The organism is Chromatium okenii (assembly GCF_016583745.1).
GTDB lineage: Bacteria > Pseudomonadota > Gammaproteobacteria > Chromatiales > Chromatiaceae > Chromatium > Chromatium okenii.
The window spans coordinates 1-15,629 of the sequence record NZ_NRRQ01000009.1 but is presented as its reverse complement, the minus strand read 5'-3'; the positions used below and the strand labels follow the sequence as shown (position 1 = coordinate 15,629).

Genomic DNA, 15,629 nt, shown 5'->3' with positions numbered 1-15,629 from the left:
CAAGTCGCGTTTTCGCCCGCTGGCGCAGGTTCGGTGGCGGCAGCGGGCAGAAATCAGCGGGGTGCGTTGAATTCCGATCAACGCTGTCTAAAAAACACTTAAATCGCCAAGCGGTCAGGCAACAAGCGGTCACTCTCTTTCTTGACCACCGCGTAACACTCGCAACTGCGTTTCTCCAATCCTGCGCGGTCAAGAACCGTGATATGACCACGGGCGTAGCGGATCAAACCAGATTCCTGCAACTTGAGCGCCGCTTCGGTGACACCTTCGCGGCGCACTCCGAGCATGTTGGCGATCAATTCCTGCGTCATCACCAACTCATTGCCCTCCAAACGATCAAGACTCAGCAGCAGCCAGCGGCAGAGTTGCTGATCCAGCGTGTGGTGGCGGTTACACGCCGCCGTCTGCGCCATCTGCGTAATCAGTGACTGGGTATAGCGCAGCAACAGGTGCATCACCGGACCGGCGCGATTGAATTCATCCAGCATCATCCGCGCCTTCAGCCGCACACCGATGCCGGCGCTTTGCACGACCGCACGGCTGGGCGTGGTTCCGCCCCCCATGAATAGCGAAATGCCGACGATGCCTTCCTTGCCGACGACTGCGATCTCAGCCGAAGCGCCGTTTTCCATGACATACAGCAGCGACACAATAGCGGTGATCGGAAAATACACATGCGTCAGGCTGCGACCTGATTCAGAGAGCACTAAACCCAGCGGCATCTCGACCTGCTCCAGTTGTGGTTTCCAACGCTGCCACTCGGCATCGGGCAGTGCGGCAAGCAGATGGTTTTTCTTGGGGTCGAGAGTAGTCGTCATCGGTCAGCTCCGTGGGGAGGGGTGTATCCCGGTGCAATCTGGCAAAGGGTTTGCCAGACTCAACTCCCATTCTACAAGGGTGGAATCACCACCTCTGTACGCTAACGAACATAGTTTTGCCAGTTAGTTCCCAACCCATTTCCAATCCTGAATCTCCGGCAAATCCTCGCCATGCGCAGCGATGTAGTGCTGGTGTTCGATGAGTTTGTCCCGAATCGCCTGCTTGGCATAAGCCGCTTGGGAGCCGAGGCGCGGCACCCGATCAATGACATCAGCAACCAGATCAAAGCGGTCGAGCGCGTTTTTGACCACCGTATCGAAGGGCGTTGAGGTGGTGCCTTCTTCTTTGTAACCGCGCACATGCAGGTTGTGATGGTTGGTGCGGCGATAGGTGAGGCGGTGAATCAGCCAGGGATAACCGTGATAAGCAAAGATGATGGGCTTGTCGGTGGTGAAGAGCAGATCAAAATCCCGGTCGCTCAAGCCGTGCGGATGTTCGCCGGGCGGCTGGAGCTTCATCAAATCAACCACGTTAATCACCCGCACTTTCAGGTCGGGAAAATGTGTGCGCAGCAAATCAACCGCCGCCAAGGTTTCCAGCGTCGGCACGTCACCGGCGCAAGCCATGACCACCTCCGGCTCACTGCCCTGATCGTTGCTGGCCCAAGACCAGATGCCGATCCCGGCGGTGCAATGTTTGATGGCGGCGTCCATGTCAAGCCATTGGGGTGAGGACTGTTTGCCGGCGACGATGACGTTGACGTAGTTGCGGCTGCGCAGACAGTGATCCGTGACCGAGAGCAGGGTGTTGGCATCCGGCGGCAGATAAACCCGAATGACTGCCGCTTTTTTGTTGATGACGTGGTCGATGAAGCCGGGGTCTTGATGGCTGAAGCCGTTGTGATCTTGCCGCCAGACATGCGACGACAGCAGGTAGTTGAGCGAAGCAATCGGTCGTCGCCAAGGAATGTCGTTGCACACCTTGAGCCACTTGGCGTGCTGGTTAAACATGGAATCAATGATGTGGATGAAGGCTTCGTAGCAGGAGAAAAACCCGTGCCGACCGGTGAGCAGGTAGCCTTCGAGCCAGCCCTCGCACTGATGTTCGCTCAACATTTCCATCACTCGCCCGGCGGGGCTGACGTGCTCGTCACCGGGGACGATCTGCGCGAGCGAACAGCGATCCGTCACCTCGAACACCGCGTCCCAGCGATTGGATGCCGTTTCGTCCGGGCTGAAAACGCGGAAGATGTCAGGATTGAGCCGCATCACTTCGCGGATGAAGCGACCTTGGACGCGGGTTGCCTCGGCGTCCACGCTCCCCGGCTGCGGCACCGCCACCGCCTGAGCGCGGAAATCTGGCATCCGCAAATCGCGCAGCAGTTGCCCGCCATTGGCGTGCGGATTGGCGCTCATGCGCCGCTCCCCTTGTGGCGCTAAGAGCGCCAGCTCGGCGTTGAATTTACCGTTGGCGTCAAACAATTCTTCCGGGCGATAACTCCTCAGCCACTTGTCCAGAATCTCCAGATGCCCCGGATGCCGCATATCGGCCATCGGCACCTGATGAGAACGGAAGGTACCCTCGGCGGTTTTACCGTCCACGCTTTTGGGGCCCGTCCAGCCTTTGGGCGAGCGCAAAATAATCATGGGCCAGCGCGGGCGGATTTTGAAACCGAAGGCGCGGGCATCGTTCTGAATCCGCTGAATCTCGGCGACCACCGCGTCAAGTGCGGTGGCCATGAGCTGGTGCATCGTCATCGGATCGTCGCCCTCAACGAAAAAGGGCGCGTAACCGTAGCCGTGAAAAAGCGCCTCCAACTCATCGCGGGGAATTCGCGCCAGCACGCTGGGGCCGGCGATCTTGTAGCCGTTCAGGTGCAGGATTGGCAGCACAGCGCCGTCGTGAATGGGATTGAGAAATTTGTTCGAGTGCCAGCTCGTGGCGAGCGGGCCAGTTTCCGCCTCGCCATCGCCGACCACGCAGGCGACGATCAAATCGGGATTATCGAAAGCTGCACCAAAAGCATGAGACAAGGCATAACCCAATTCGCCGCCCTCGTTAATCGACCCCGGCGTTTCCGGCGCGACGTGACTGGGGATGCCGCCGGGAAAGGAAAATTGCTTAAACAGCCGCCGCAGTCCCTCCTCATCTTGGGAAATGTTCGGATAAACCTCGCTGTAAGTTCCTTCCAAATAAGCATTCGCCACCATCGCAGGTCCGCCGTGCCCCGGCCCGGCGACATAGATGAGGCTGAGATCGTTGTCTTTGATGACGCGGTTGAGATGCGCGTAGATAAAGCTCAAGCCCGGCGTCGTGCCCCAGTGTCCGAGCAAGCGCGGCTTGACGTGCGAAAGTGCCAGCGGTTGCCTCAGCAGCGGATTGTCGTACAGGTAAATCTGCCCAACGGAAAGATAATTCGCTGCTCGCCACCACGCATCGAGCTTGCGGAGTTGTTCGGGATCGAGGGTTTGGGTCGCTGTGCTCATGCGCTGATTCCTGAAAGTGAGTTGTCAGTGATCGGTTGTCAGTTAGCGTCAACAACGCTGTTTTTTACTGACAACCGATCACTGACAACTGTCACAAGTTCCGCCTCAGCATTCTGTGCGTTATAGAACAGAGGGGCGCAGCGGCGCGTCAAACCATCGCGCTGATCGTGCGGCGAAAGCGGATGAGCGCGATAGTGAAAAACACCGCGCCAATCACGGCGAGCGCGAGAAACGACGACCACACCACATCAAGTCCAGCACCGCGATAAAGGATGGCTTGGGCAGCGGTGACGAAGTGCGTAGTCGGCGCAGCCAGCATCACGTCCTGCACCAGCTCCGGCATACTTTCGCGTGGAGTTGAATTGCCTGAGAGCAGTTGCAGCGGCAGCAAAATGAGTACCGCCAGCATTCCGAACTGCGGCATTGAACGCGCCAGCGTGGCCATGAAAATGCCGAGCGAGGTGGTAGCGAAGAGATGCAGCGCGGCGGCGACCAAAAACAGCGCCACCGAACCTTCAATTGGAATGCGCAGCACACCCTGCACGACAAACACCAGCGCCACGCCCGCAGCCAGCAGCACCACCAATCCCATCGACCAGACTTTCGCCAGCATGATCTCGGCGGGCGTGACCGGCATCGCCAGCAGATGTTCGATGGTGCCGTGCTCGCGCTCGCGGATCAGCGCCGCGCCGGTCAGGATGATCGACAGCAACGTGACGTTATTGATGATCTCCATCAGCGCCCCGAACCAAGATTGCTCCAAGTTAGGATTGAAACGGATGCGCAGCGCCAGCTCCACCGGCACCGGGGCGCTGCCCCGATAGCCCTGCACAAATTCGCCGACCTCGCCCAGCACCATCTGCTGCACAAAACTGCTGCCGGTGAACGCTTGGCTCATGCGCGTGGCGTCAACGTTGAGCTGGATAACAGGCGAGCGCCCAGCCAGCACATCGCGTTGAAAATCTGGCGGGATATCCAGCACGAAGGTGAACACACCGGCATCCATCCCCGCATCAATCCCCGCCAACGCGATCATCGCTGGCGGATCGAAACGCGGCGGATAAAAGGCGCTGACGATCCGCGCCGACAACGGCGAGCCATCCTCATCGACAATGGCAAGCGGTGCCTTGTGCAGCGTCTCCGGCATCGCAGTCGCGGCGACATAAATGGAGACCGTGAAGGTGTAGGCGATCAACACGAGCATCGCCGGGTCCCGCGCCAAGCTCCAGAGTTCCTTGATGCCCAGCCGATAAAGATTGGCGAGATGCGCCATCCTCAACGCTCCTGCTTTTTTAACAGCAGAATCGACAGCATCAGGATCACCGGCACCGCCAGCGCGAGCGGCCAAAATGAGGCTTCGAGACTGGCGAAACCGAGCGCCTTGTTGAAGACGCCCCGCGTGATGGTGAGGAAATGCGCGGCGGGATAAACCAGACCGATGACATGCCCCACGCCTTCGAGCGAGGACACCGGGTTGAGCATCCCCGCGAACTGAACCGCCGGAATGATGGTGCCAATGATGGTCACAAACATGGCCGCGATCTGGCTGCGGGTGAACGTGGAGGCGAAAAGACCGAAGCCGGTGGAGAAGGTGACGAAAAGCAGCGCCCCCGCCGTCAGCGCCAGCAGGCTGCCCTTGATCGGCACTCCAAACACGGTGACGGCCAGCAACGTCAGCAGCGCGAAGTTGAGCATCGCCAGCAGGATGTACGGCAGTTGTTTACCGAGCAGGAATTCGCTGCGCGTGACCGGAGTGACGTAGAGATTGATGATCGAACCCAGCTCCTTTTCACGCACCACCGCGAGCGCAGTCAGCATTGCCGGAATCATCAGCAGCAGCATGGGCATGATCGCCGGCACCATCGCCGGCAGGCTGCGCACGTCGGGGTTGTAGCGAAAACGGGTGGCGATGGTGGCGGGATTGGTGGCGGCGGCGTCCAGACCGAGCCGATGCTGCGCTTGCTCCAGCAGCCAGCCTTGGTGCATTCCCTGCACATAACCCCGCACCGTTTCGGCGCGAACCGGCATGGCACCGTCCACCCAAGCGCCGATCTGGACGCTGTGACCACGAGCGACATCGCGGGCGAATCCATGTGGAATTTCGATAGCCAGCGCGAGCTGACCGGCACGCAGGCGCCGGTCAAGATCGCGGTCGTCGGTAATTGGTGGGCGCTCAACGAAATAGCGCGAGCCAGACAGGTTGAGCGCGTAATTCTGGCTCAAGCCAGTTTGGTCGCGGTCAAGCACGGCGTAACTCAAATTTTCCACATCCAGACTGATGCCATAGCCAAAAACGACCATCAGCAGCGCCGTTCCCAATAACGCCATGCTGGCGCGCATGGGATCGCGTCGCAGCTCCAGCGCCTCGCGCAAGGCGTAGCTCCAAGCGCGGCTCAGGCTGAAAGGAACGCGGTGGGTGCGCGGTGCGGTCGCCGGAACTGCTGGCGCGGAGGTGACTGCTTCGCCCCGCGCCCCGGCGTCTTCCAGATAGCCGATGAAGGCCGCTTCTAGCGTTGCCGCGCCGCGTTGCCGCACCAGCTCGGCGGGGGCATCAGTGACCAGTACGCGCCCGGCGTGCATCAGCGAGATGCGGTCGCAGCGTCCGGCCTCATTCATAAAATGGGTAGAGATGAAAATGGTGACCCGATCTTGACGCGCCAAGTCGATCATCAGTTGCCAGAGACTATCGCGTGCAATGGGGTCTACGCCCGACGTTGGCTCGTCCAAAATCAGCAGTTCCGGTCGATGCACCATCGCCACTGCCAGCGAGAGGCGCTGGCGGATGCCCAGCGGCAACGTGTCGGGCATGGCATCGACCGCTGCGACCAGACCGAACCGCTGCACCATTTCCTCCACGCGTGCCGGAATGTCGATCTCCGGCACTTGAAACAGGCGAGCGTGGAGCACCAAGTTTTGGCGCACTGACAGCTCGGAATAGAGCGAGAACGCCTGCGACATATAGCCCACGCGCCGGCGCGTGGCGATGTTTTTGGGGTCAACCGTTTGCCCGAACAGCTCCGCACTGCCTGCGCTGGCTGGCAGCAGTCCGGTCAGCAATTTCATGGTGGTGGACTTGCCGCAGCCGTTGGAGCCGATGAATCCGAATATCTCGCCGCGACGGATGGAGAGATTCACATGATCGACGGCGACGAAATCGCCGAAACGCATGGTGAGGTCTTGCGCTGCAATGGCGATGTCGGTGTCGCTGCCAGCGGCGAGCGGGGGGAGCGTCACGGCGTGATGACCGCGCCGGCGCTCCTCCGGCAGCAGGGCGATGAAGGCTGCGTCCAGCGATTTGCTGCCGCTGCGCTCCAACAGCTCGGTCGGGGTGCCGGTCGCCAGCACGCGCCCCGCATCCATCGCCACCAGCCAATCAAAGTCCTGCGCCTCATCCATATAAGCGGTGGCGACGATCACGCTCATCCCAGAACGCTCGGAACGGATTTCTGTAATCAAGTTCCAAAATTGGGCGCGGGCGAGCGGATCAACGCCGGTGGTCGGTTCATCCAAAATTAACAGGTCGGGATCGTGGATCAGGGCGCAGCAAAGACCCAGCTTTTGTTTCATCCCGCCGGAGAGTTTGCCGACCGGACGCGCCAAAAAGGGCGTTAAACCGGTGCTCGCCGTGAGCGCGTCGATGCGGCGACGGCGTTCGGCAGCGGGGTGCCCGAACAGCCGCCCGAAGAATTGGAGATTTTCCTCAATCGACAGGGTTGGATAAAGGTTTTTACCCAAGCCTTGCGGCATGTAGGAAATACGGGGACAGACGCGGCTCCGATGATCGGCGCTGGTCATGTCCCCGCCCAAGGCGTGTATTTGACCGTGTTGAATCGCGCGAGCGCCGGATAGCAGCGCCAGCAGGCTGGATTTACCCACGCCGTCCGGGCCGAGCAGTCCGACCATGCGCCCGGCGGGGAGGTTCAAAGTGATGTTATCGAGCGCCACCACCTTGCCATAGCGCAGACCAACACCGACTAAGCTGGCCACCGGAGCTGCGGTGGTCAATCCGGCACCTTGATGACCAAGTGAGCCGGCCACACCGCGCCCGTATCGAGCTTGAGCCAAGCCATGCCGGGCAGCCCCGTTTTGACCAGCTTGCGGTGTTGTTGCAGCAACGCCGGGTCAATGCGGGCCTTGACGCGAAACATCAACTTTTGCCGCTCGCTGGCCGTCTCCACCGTTTTGGGCGTGAACTGTGCGGTGCTGGCGACATAAGACACCCGCGCCGGGATGACATATTGCGGCGCGGCGTCGAGCACGAGATGCACCTCGCTGCCCAGTACCACCCGCCCGACTACCGTCTCGGGCAGGAAAAAGGTCATGTACACATCGCTCAAATCAACCAAGTTGAGAATCTTGCCGCCCGCAGCCAGAACCTCGCCGGGCTGGGCGATGCGGTATTGCACGCGCCCAGCGCGTGGGGATTTGAGCTGACTATCCTCAATGTCGGCTTCGACACGGGCGACCGTCGCCTCGCTGGCTTCAACGCCGGAGTGAGCGCCGACAACCTCGGCGCGGGCGGCGGTGACCGCAGCCTGACTCGCAGTGACCTGCGCTTCAGCACCAGCCAGCGTGGCTGCTGCGCCATGCACGCTGGCGCGGTCGTCATCGAGAATTTGGCGGGTCGTCATGCCCTTTTCGGACAGAGTTTCAGAACGCGCATAACGCCGCTGCGCCGCGTCCAGCTCGCTCTCGCGCTGCCCCACCACAGCCTGCGCCGCAGTTGTGTCGCTTTGGCGCACCGCGACCTGAGCCTCGGCGCTGGCGACGGCGGTGACGGCTTGGCGGGATTTCGCCAACGCCTCATCCCGCTGGGCATCGAGGGTAGCAACCCGCATCTGCGCCAGTGCCTGCCCCGCCTGCACGAAATCGCCCTCGTTGACTAGGATCGCTTCCACGCGCCCCGCGAGCTTGGTGGCAACGTCGATCTCGGTGGCTTCGATGCGACCGTTGCCGCTGACAAAACCGGCACCCAGCTTTGAGGGTTGCAAGGCATTCCAAGTCAGAACTGCGCTCGCGGCGATAGCGATCAAGATGACTGTCACCACCGCTTTCTTGGTGAATGCTGGTGTCATGGTTTCAGACCTTCCGCAAGGCGACGCAGCGTTGAATGCCAGGAATATCAATGTTGTAGCTGGCAAGCGCACGATCCATGTGTTCCAAGTGACTGCGGTCAACGTCACTCTGACTGCGCCGGTATACCAAGGCGACTCTCCGACGTTCGCAGATCAGCTCTCTGACCTCTGAGACGCGGCGATCAACCGATTGTGCCAATGGGGGAATGGGCGGGAGATGTTTTGTGCGATTGTTTGAACTGCTGGTTAATCGACTCATCGTCATATTCCTTTCACGGCGCGTTGGTTCGCTGGTTGCCAAGTGCTGTTTTCAGCACTTGCACACGGCGACGTTCACATCAGGCTAAGGCGATGCTTCGTCAAAGTCTGTTCGCTAACGCACTGTGTGACTCCTAGTCAATTAAAAAAGTTGCTTGTTTGCTGTCAATCTTTTTTTAATCAACAGATTGAAAAAATAACCACGCATTTTTAACGCGCATTATTGGCAACTGAAAACTTTCCTAGAGTCTTTGCTTATGTGTGTCGCCGTACCGATCACATTTTTTCTGGCAGGTAGTCTGCAATTGTAGCGACAGAGAGACTTCATTCCTCGCTCAGGTCATGGCGAACGCGCCATGTCTTAACCACCACTTCATTAGGATGTCTGCATGAACAGAAAACAGCTCAAGGCTCGTGTCGGAAAGGTGAAAGGAATCACTTGGCTGAATACGCATCGCTCGCCAGCCGCACATCAATCATCTCGCACAACGCAACTTAATAGAACGGAGTCCATCTTATGACCGCTCGCATTATGCAATCCATATTCAAGCCGTTTATTCATCCCGTCGCGGCTTTCTCACTTTTAGCATTGACGCTGGGCAACGTCCAAGCAGGCGTTACAATTGACCATTTCACTAACAGCCAACTCGTCCGAAATCCGGCGAATGTTGGCGAGTCCAGCAGCAACACAATCATGGGCGGCGATTTCATCGGTACCAGCCGCGAGATGTCAGTGGATCGCAATGGGCTGTTGGGCAGCAGTTATGCCGAGAGTCATTCAGGTAATCCCTCGACTTTGGTGATCGGTAATTCGGGCAACGCGACCGGCATCGTTGTCATGCAATGGAATGACATTCTGGATATCAACTTGACCGAAGCTGGTGCGGAAGGTGTTTTCCTGTCCTTCACGAATCCTATCGACCGCGCACTTACAATCACATTCAATGCTTTCGACGATGTAATGAATGTCAATGCTATCGGAAGCAAGACTTTTGCGGATCAATCTCAAGGTCTGGATTTCTTCATTCCGTTTGCGACCTTTTCTAATAGTAATGTGTTAAAGAGCGTCAACACGCTTACTGCGACCTTCACGAGCGTCCATGCCAATTGGGATGCAAACATTGACTACATCGAAACCCGCGATATGGAAGTTCCGACACCTGGTATCTTGTCGCTGATGGTTATCGGCTTGACTGGTCTGGGTTTTTCACGACACCGCCGCGTTTGAGATTGAGCTGAACTAAAGTTAGAGAGTTGAGCAGCCCCGCCTAAATGCGGGGCTTAAACCGTTCGCTTGAAATAGCATTCATTTTTTCATTTGCTGTCATCACTTCTTTTATCACTTTCTTAATTATTGAGCATTTACGCAGCATTAGCAGATGGTTTCATGTGCATATCAATCCGAATTTCCGCATAGGGACAGATCACACCACCCTGCGCCGTGCGTTCCACAATTCCGAGTTCAGCGAGTACCACAACATCCTCATGGACACGCTTCACATCACGCCGCACCCGTCTTGCCAATGCGCGGATCGGTAGCTCACCAGCACCAAGCAGCGCATCAATCAATGCCCAGCGCCGTTGGGTGAGACGACCAAAACAGGCAGCAGGAGTCTCGAAGTTGAGGGTTTCGCCCTTACCACGCTCATTGTCAAAACCAATCACGCGCTCACCATCAACGATGAAGACCATTCTGTATTTGAACTTGATGACGACTTGGCGGTACGCGAGTTGGCACACGCCAGACCACCATCTTAATCAAGTGACATTCGGGCGTGATGTCTTTAGAATTGCGCGATTAAAATCACTGGCATGTTGGCGATAATGACAACAAATCCAATCGTCAACCTACTGCAATTTTCCTGACATGATAAGCCTTTCAACTGTCTGGAGTGAGACATGTCTGTGAGCAAACAACACTGATTGGCAGCAAATGTGAGTAAAACAGATATAATTAGCCCACCGCTGTTCTGGCGGCAGCCAAACAAGCCGATTTGATTGTTAATCCTCTGGAGAATTTTCATGGTAAGAGTCTATCTTAATGCAACTGACACCACATTTACCCTGAGTAATACGGCGACGGTTTATGGCGCGGCAGGCGTTCAAAAGTTGATTGTGAATGAAGGCGTTACCGGCGTGGTCGCGGATCAGCTCGTGGAGCGCGTTGACCTGCCCGGTTCTTTTGCAGATTTCACCTATAAACAAGCCGGTAATGGCTTGCAAGTATATGACGGCAAGACGCTGATTGCGACGATTCCGTTGCAGGCAGATGGCACCCAGATTGTGACCTCATCTGGCAGTGTGGCCGCTTTGTTGAACATTGAAGGAGTGATGACTCTCGGCAGCACTCTGGTGAGCGATGTGGCACCGGGCGCGGTAGTGCCGCTGCCGGCAGCAGTCGATACGACCATGACCACTGGTTCAACCTTTGTGCCAGTGCCGACGTTCACCATCAAGGGTCCTACAGATGCAGTGCTGGAAGGAACGAGCGCGGTTTATACGGTTAATTTGAGCAGTGCGCAGACGACCACCACCACCGTTAAAGTGGCGCTGGGTGGTACGGCAACGCTGAGTACTGCAACGGTTGCAGGCGATGTTGGCACCGCTGCGAGCAATATGACGGCAACGGGAGCAACGCTGGCTGCCGATGGCACGCTGACGTTTGCGCCGGGTTTAACCAGTGCCCAGATCACGGTTCCCGTCAACTTCGATACGACGGTTGAATCCGGTGAGACCTTAATCGCAACGTTGTTGAATCCCAGCACTGGCGTGGTGTTGGGAGCAGGTGCAAATTCAGCCACCACGCTGCTGAAAGACGCCGAGCAGCCAACCTTTACCTTGACTTCAAGTGCCGCTGCAAGCACAGCAACCCAAGAAGGCAACGTCATTACGTTCACGGTGACACCAACAGGCGTGGTGGTGAACCCCACGACGATGACGCTGAATCTGACTGCGCCCAAAACGCCGATAACGGGTGTGCGTTCGGCAGATGCGCCGGACTTTACGCCGAGCGCCACCGAGGTGAAATTCGCGCCCGGCGACACGGCTCCAAAAACAGTGAACGTGACGGTCGCGACTGATACCACGACCGAAGGGCTGGAAGCCTATGACGCGAATCTGTTGGCAACCGGGACGAGTGGTGTATTGGCGACAGTTAGCACGGTCAACGGTTTGATTAACGATCCAGTGCCGGCGTTGACCTTGGCGCAGGATAAAGCGGCGGTCGATGAAGGCGGCAGTGTGGTTTATACCGTGACTTCGACGCTGGATGCGCCCGTCGGTGGCATCACTGTGCCGTACACGTTGACCGGTACCGCAACTGCCGGTACTGATTACAGCGGCACGGCAACCGGCAATATCGTGATCGCGGCAGGTTCTAAAACCGGTTCGGTGACGGTGAATACCATCGCGGATAACGTTGATGATGGTACCGATACGCTGATCATCAATCTGGGCACGCCGTCCAATGGCACGATCACCACCGGCACGGTGACGACAACCATCAATGACACCAGTAAAGCTCTGGGTGCAGCAGAAATCGCGCTGACCGGTGCGGCAACGGTCGATGAAGGCGGCGATCTGGTTTATACGGTGACACGCGGTTCGGCGGTGGCAACGGGTTCAACCTTGACCATTCCTTATACATTAACCGGTGAGGCAACCAACGGGACGGATTACACCGGCAGCGCCGCGACTGGCAATCTTGTGATGGCAGCAGGCGCGAGTTCCGCTTCCTTAACGCTGAAAGTGACCGCCGATAGCCTGACGGAAGCCACCGCAGAAAACATCATTATGACGCTCGGCACGCTGCCCGCCGGTACCACCGTTGCGGCTGGACGTCCCAGCACAATCACGACGGCAGTGAACGACACCAGCAAAACGGTACTCGGTGAGACCGGTACGCTGACAACACTCGCCACCGATAGCGTGCTCAATAAAACCATCGTCAATGGTGTGTTGGATGCCGGCACAACCAATCGCACTTGGCATGTCTCCGATAGCATTTCTGGTACTGCCGCTGCATCCGATGCGCTGAATGCCATCGTGCTCGGTAATTCGACTGCGACCACCACCGATACTTACGCTGGTTTGGCTACTTCCCTGATTGAAAATTTCAATTTCCGTTATATCGACGGCGGCGATGGTGTTGCAGGCGCGATCATTGATGCGTCGGGCTTGACCGGCGCGGCGAAGTTGGCAGTCAAAGGCAGCACAATCAATGGAACGGCAAGCGATACCTTCACCATCAACGGCGCAGTGGCGACGGCAGCGTTGGAAGTTGCCGACAATTCCAGTTTGTTGAATGTGAAGTTTGATAACGCTGGCACGGCAACATCCGCTGATTCCGTCAAGGTGGTGACCAGCGGTGGCAGCACCGGCACCGTGACGCTCGATGACTTGGTGAACAATGGTTTTGTGACAGTCAATGTGACCACCGAAACCGCTGCGTCAACGCTGAAAGGTTTGGATGCTGGTTCGACGTTTACAACGCTGAATGTGAGCGGTAATCAGGGCTTGACGATCACGGATGCGTTGCCAACCACCGTGACGACCATCAACGCAGGTGCCAATTCGGGCGCAGTGAAGCTGACGACAAACTCCAGCACGTTGACGGCTGCCGGCGGCACCGGCACGACGGATGTGTTGACGCTGAACACGATCCCAACTACTGGCGCGATTTCTGGCTTTGAAACGGTGGTGGCGGGTGCGGCAGCGTCGGCTCTTAATCTGGCAACTGTGACCGGTGCGACTAAGTTGGGCGTGGCGACTGGCTTGGGCAGTGCGGCGTTTACCAATGCGGCGGCAACGACCAATACCATTCACCTGTCCGGCAGCTATCAGCCCAACGGTGCGGCGCTCACCACCGACAAGAGTTTGACCACCGGCACGGTTGCTTATACGCCAGTGAGTTTGGCAACGGCGGCGGGCGATACGTTGACGATTGCGGTCGATAACGGCGGTACAGCCAACACGACCACTTACACGGCTGGCACCATCGCAGCGAATCAGATCGAAAACTTGACGCTGACGACGGCCGATTGGACGAATGTCACGACCGGCAACATCACGCAGACGGTTGCAACAACTGCGGCGGCGACGTTTACCGCTTCCGGTGCGGCAAATCTGGATTTGGGAACAATCGTGGATATTGCTGGCGGCCTGAGCGATGCCACCGGCGTTGATACTTACAACTTCAGCGGCGTGACCGGCACTCTGAAGGCGACGATGGGCGGTACCGGCAACTTGAGTGTGACCGGTGCGGCGGGCGCGGATACGTTGACGACGAGCGCAATTGCTGACACTACGGCAACGGTATTCACACAAACCTTCAATCTGGGCAACGGTGATGACAGCATTACCTTTGCAGCAGACGTTGCTACGGATGAAGGTGCCGGCAAAGACAAGCTGATCCTCAACGGTGAGGCGGGTAATGACAAGTTCACCTATGCCACTGCTGGAACGGCTGTTGATGATCTCATCACGATTGCGGGCGGCGTTGGAAATGACACGCTGTTTGTGACCGGAAATGCTGCCAATGGTCCGACGGCAACGGTCTCTGGTGTGGAAGGCATCACTTTCAACAATGGCACAGCCGCAGCCGCAAAGACGACTCTGGCTTGGACGGGTGGCGCGACCGACATTGTGACCATCACTGAACTAAACGCTAATAAGGAAATTTTAACCATCACGACGGTTGCCGGCTCGGGTGTACTCAACACGAGCAACTGGGTGTGGCAGGGCTGGGCACCTACGGACGAGCTCTCGCTGACGGGTGACACCGGAAACGATGTGCTAACCGGTACGATTGGTTTGGATACCCTGAGCGGTGGCACGGGTGCGGATACCCTTAATTTGGGTGCTGGCGCTGGTGTTGCTGACTTGGTGATGTTCTCCAGCGCGACGGCAGCGGAAATGGCGATCGAAGCTGGCAGTACGGTCGGCACAGCCACGGTGGCTGGCGGTGACACGATTAACCAGTTTGAGACTGCTTCTGATGTGATCCGCTTCAATCCGGCGTTGTTCAACAATGGTCCGGGCGCGATTAGCAACACGCTGAAAGAAATTGCTAAGGGTGGAATCATTGACAACGCTGATGCGTTTATCCAAGTTTGGGATACAGCGGTAGCGGATGCTGTGGATACCGTTGCTGGTGCGGTAAAGGTGTTGAATGGGTTAGACACCGCTACGGTGGCAATTGGTGAGCGTGTTCTCGTGGCGATGGATAACGACACCGACACTTTCTTGTGGTTGGTTGACCAAAAATCTGCGGCTAACACCATCGCAGCTCAGGATTTGACCTATGTTGGCAAGATTGCCGGAGTGCTGGATATTGCTAACGGCGATTTGACGATGGTGTCGGCGTCATTGCCTGATACCACCCCGCCGACGCTCACCAGCAACGTCCCGGTGGACAACGCCACGGCGATTGTGGTCGGCAGCAACCTCGTGCTAACCTTCAACGAGAACGTCACCGCCGTCACCGGCAAGAACCTGGTCATTTACAAGACCAGCGACAACAGCGTGGTCGCCACCATCGCGGCCGACGATCCGCAGATCGCGATTGCGGGCGGTGTGGTCACGGTCAATCCGAGCGCCGACCTTGATGCCAGCACCGAATACTATGTGCTGATCGACAGCGGCGCCTTTAAGGACGCGGCGAACAACGTCTACACCGGCATCAGCAGCACCACCGCGTTGAGCTTCACCACTGCTGCGGCCGACACCACCGCGCCGACGCTCACCAGCAGCACCCCAGTGGACAACGCCACGGCGGTTGTGGTCGGCAGCGACATCGTGCTGACCTTCAACGAGAACGTCACCGCCGTCACCGGCAAGAACCTGGTCATTTACAAGACCAGCGACAACAGCGTGGTCGCCACCATCGCGGCCGACGATCCGCAGATCGCGATTGCGGGCGGTGTGGTCACGGTCAATCCGAGCGCCGACCTTGATGCCAGCACCGAATACTATGTGCTGATCGACAGCGGCG

General features: G+C 57.8%; 8 protein-coding genes. 2 read left to right on the top strand and 6 right to left on the bottom strand.

Going from position 1 to position 15,629, the window contains the following annotated elements:
• Nucleotides 1-98: 98 nt before the first annotated feature.
• From CKO12_RS04745 to CKO12_RS04725, 5 genes are all read right to left on the bottom strand, one after another.
• A complete protein-coding gene (locus CKO12_RS04745) occupies nucleotides 99-818 on the bottom strand; it encodes a Crp/Fnr family transcriptional regulator (protein ID WP_200153590.1) in 720 nt (239 codons plus the stop codon).
• A gap of 123 nt (nucleotides 819-941) precedes the next feature.
• Nucleotides 942-3,305 (bottom strand): phosphoketolase family protein, encoded by a 2,364-nt coding sequence (locus CKO12_RS04740; RefSeq protein WP_200153589.1) that lies wholly within the window; start codon nucleotides 3,303-3,305, stop codon nucleotides 942-944.
• Nucleotides 3,306-3,453: 148 nt separating this feature from the next.
• Nucleotides 3,454-4,578 (bottom strand): ABC transporter permease, encoded by a 1,125-nt coding sequence (locus CKO12_RS04735; RefSeq protein WP_200153654.1) that lies wholly within the window; start codon nucleotides 4,576-4,578, stop codon nucleotides 3,454-3,456.
• Between the two features lie 2 nt (nucleotides 4,579-4,580).
• Nucleotides 4,581-7,370 (bottom strand): ribosome-associated ATPase/putative transporter RbbA, encoded by a 2,790-nt coding sequence (rbbA, locus tag CKO12_RS04730; protein WP_476695831.1) that lies wholly within the window; start codon nucleotides 7,368-7,370, stop codon nucleotides 4,581-4,583.
• Entirely contained in the window at nucleotides 7,307-8,380 is a 1,074-nt protein-coding gene (locus CKO12_RS04725) for an HlyD family secretion protein (protein WP_200153588.1), read from the bottom strand. Before CKO12_RS04725 ends, rbbA begins: the two co-directional genes overlap by 64 nt.
• Before the next feature lie 775 nt (nucleotides 8,381-9,155).
• On the opposite strand from CKO12_RS04725, the gene CKO12_RS04720 reads away from it, so the two are divergent.
• Nucleotides 9,156-9,866, top strand: coding sequence for a hypothetical protein (locus tag CKO12_RS04720; RefSeq protein ID WP_200153587.1), 711 nt, complete (start codon nucleotides 9,156-9,158; stop codon nucleotides 9,864-9,866).
• Between the two features lie 134 nt (nucleotides 9,867-10,000).
• Here CKO12_RS04720 and CKO12_RS04715 read toward each other — a convergent pair whose 3' ends face one another.
• Nucleotides 10,001-10,330: an HVO_A0114 family putative DNA-binding protein gene (locus tag CKO12_RS04715; protein WP_200153586.1), complete on the bottom strand. Its 330-nt coding sequence runs from the start codon at nucleotides 10,328-10,330 to the stop codon at nucleotides 10,001-10,003.
• Between the two features lie 330 nt (nucleotides 10,331-10,660).
• On the opposite strand from CKO12_RS04715, the gene CKO12_RS04710 reads away from it, so the two are divergent.
• A partial coding sequence (locus tag CKO12_RS04710) for a beta strand repeat-containing protein (protein WP_200153585.1) occupies nucleotides 10,661-15,629 on the top strand: 4,969 nt, incomplete at its 3' end.

What these genes read in the sequence shown, in the direction of transcription:
- CKO12_RS04720 (WP_200153587.1), top strand. Translation starts at nt 9,156, where the DNA reads ATGACCGCTCGCATTATGCAATCCATATTCAAGCCGTTTATTCATCCC.
- CKO12_RS04740 (WP_200153589.1), bottom strand. Translation starts at nt 3,305, where the DNA reads ATGAGCACAGCGACCCAAACCCTCGATCCCGAACAACTCCGCAAGCTC.
- CKO12_RS04735 (WP_200153654.1), bottom strand. Translation starts at nt 4,578, where the DNA reads ATGGCGCATCTCGCCAATCTTTATCGGCTGGGCATCAAGGAACTCTGG.
- CKO12_RS04715 (WP_200153586.1), bottom strand. Translation starts at nt 10,330, where the DNA reads ATGGTCTTCATCGTTGATGGTGAGCGCGTGATTGGTTTTGACAATGAG.
- CKO12_RS04745 (WP_200153590.1), bottom strand. Translation starts at nt 818, where the DNA reads ATGACGACTACTCTCGACCCCAAGAAAAACCATCTGCTTGCCGCACTG.
- CKO12_RS04725 (WP_200153588.1), bottom strand. Translation starts at nt 8,380, where the DNA reads ATGACACCAGCATTCACCAAGAAAGCGGTGGTGACAGTCATCTTGATC.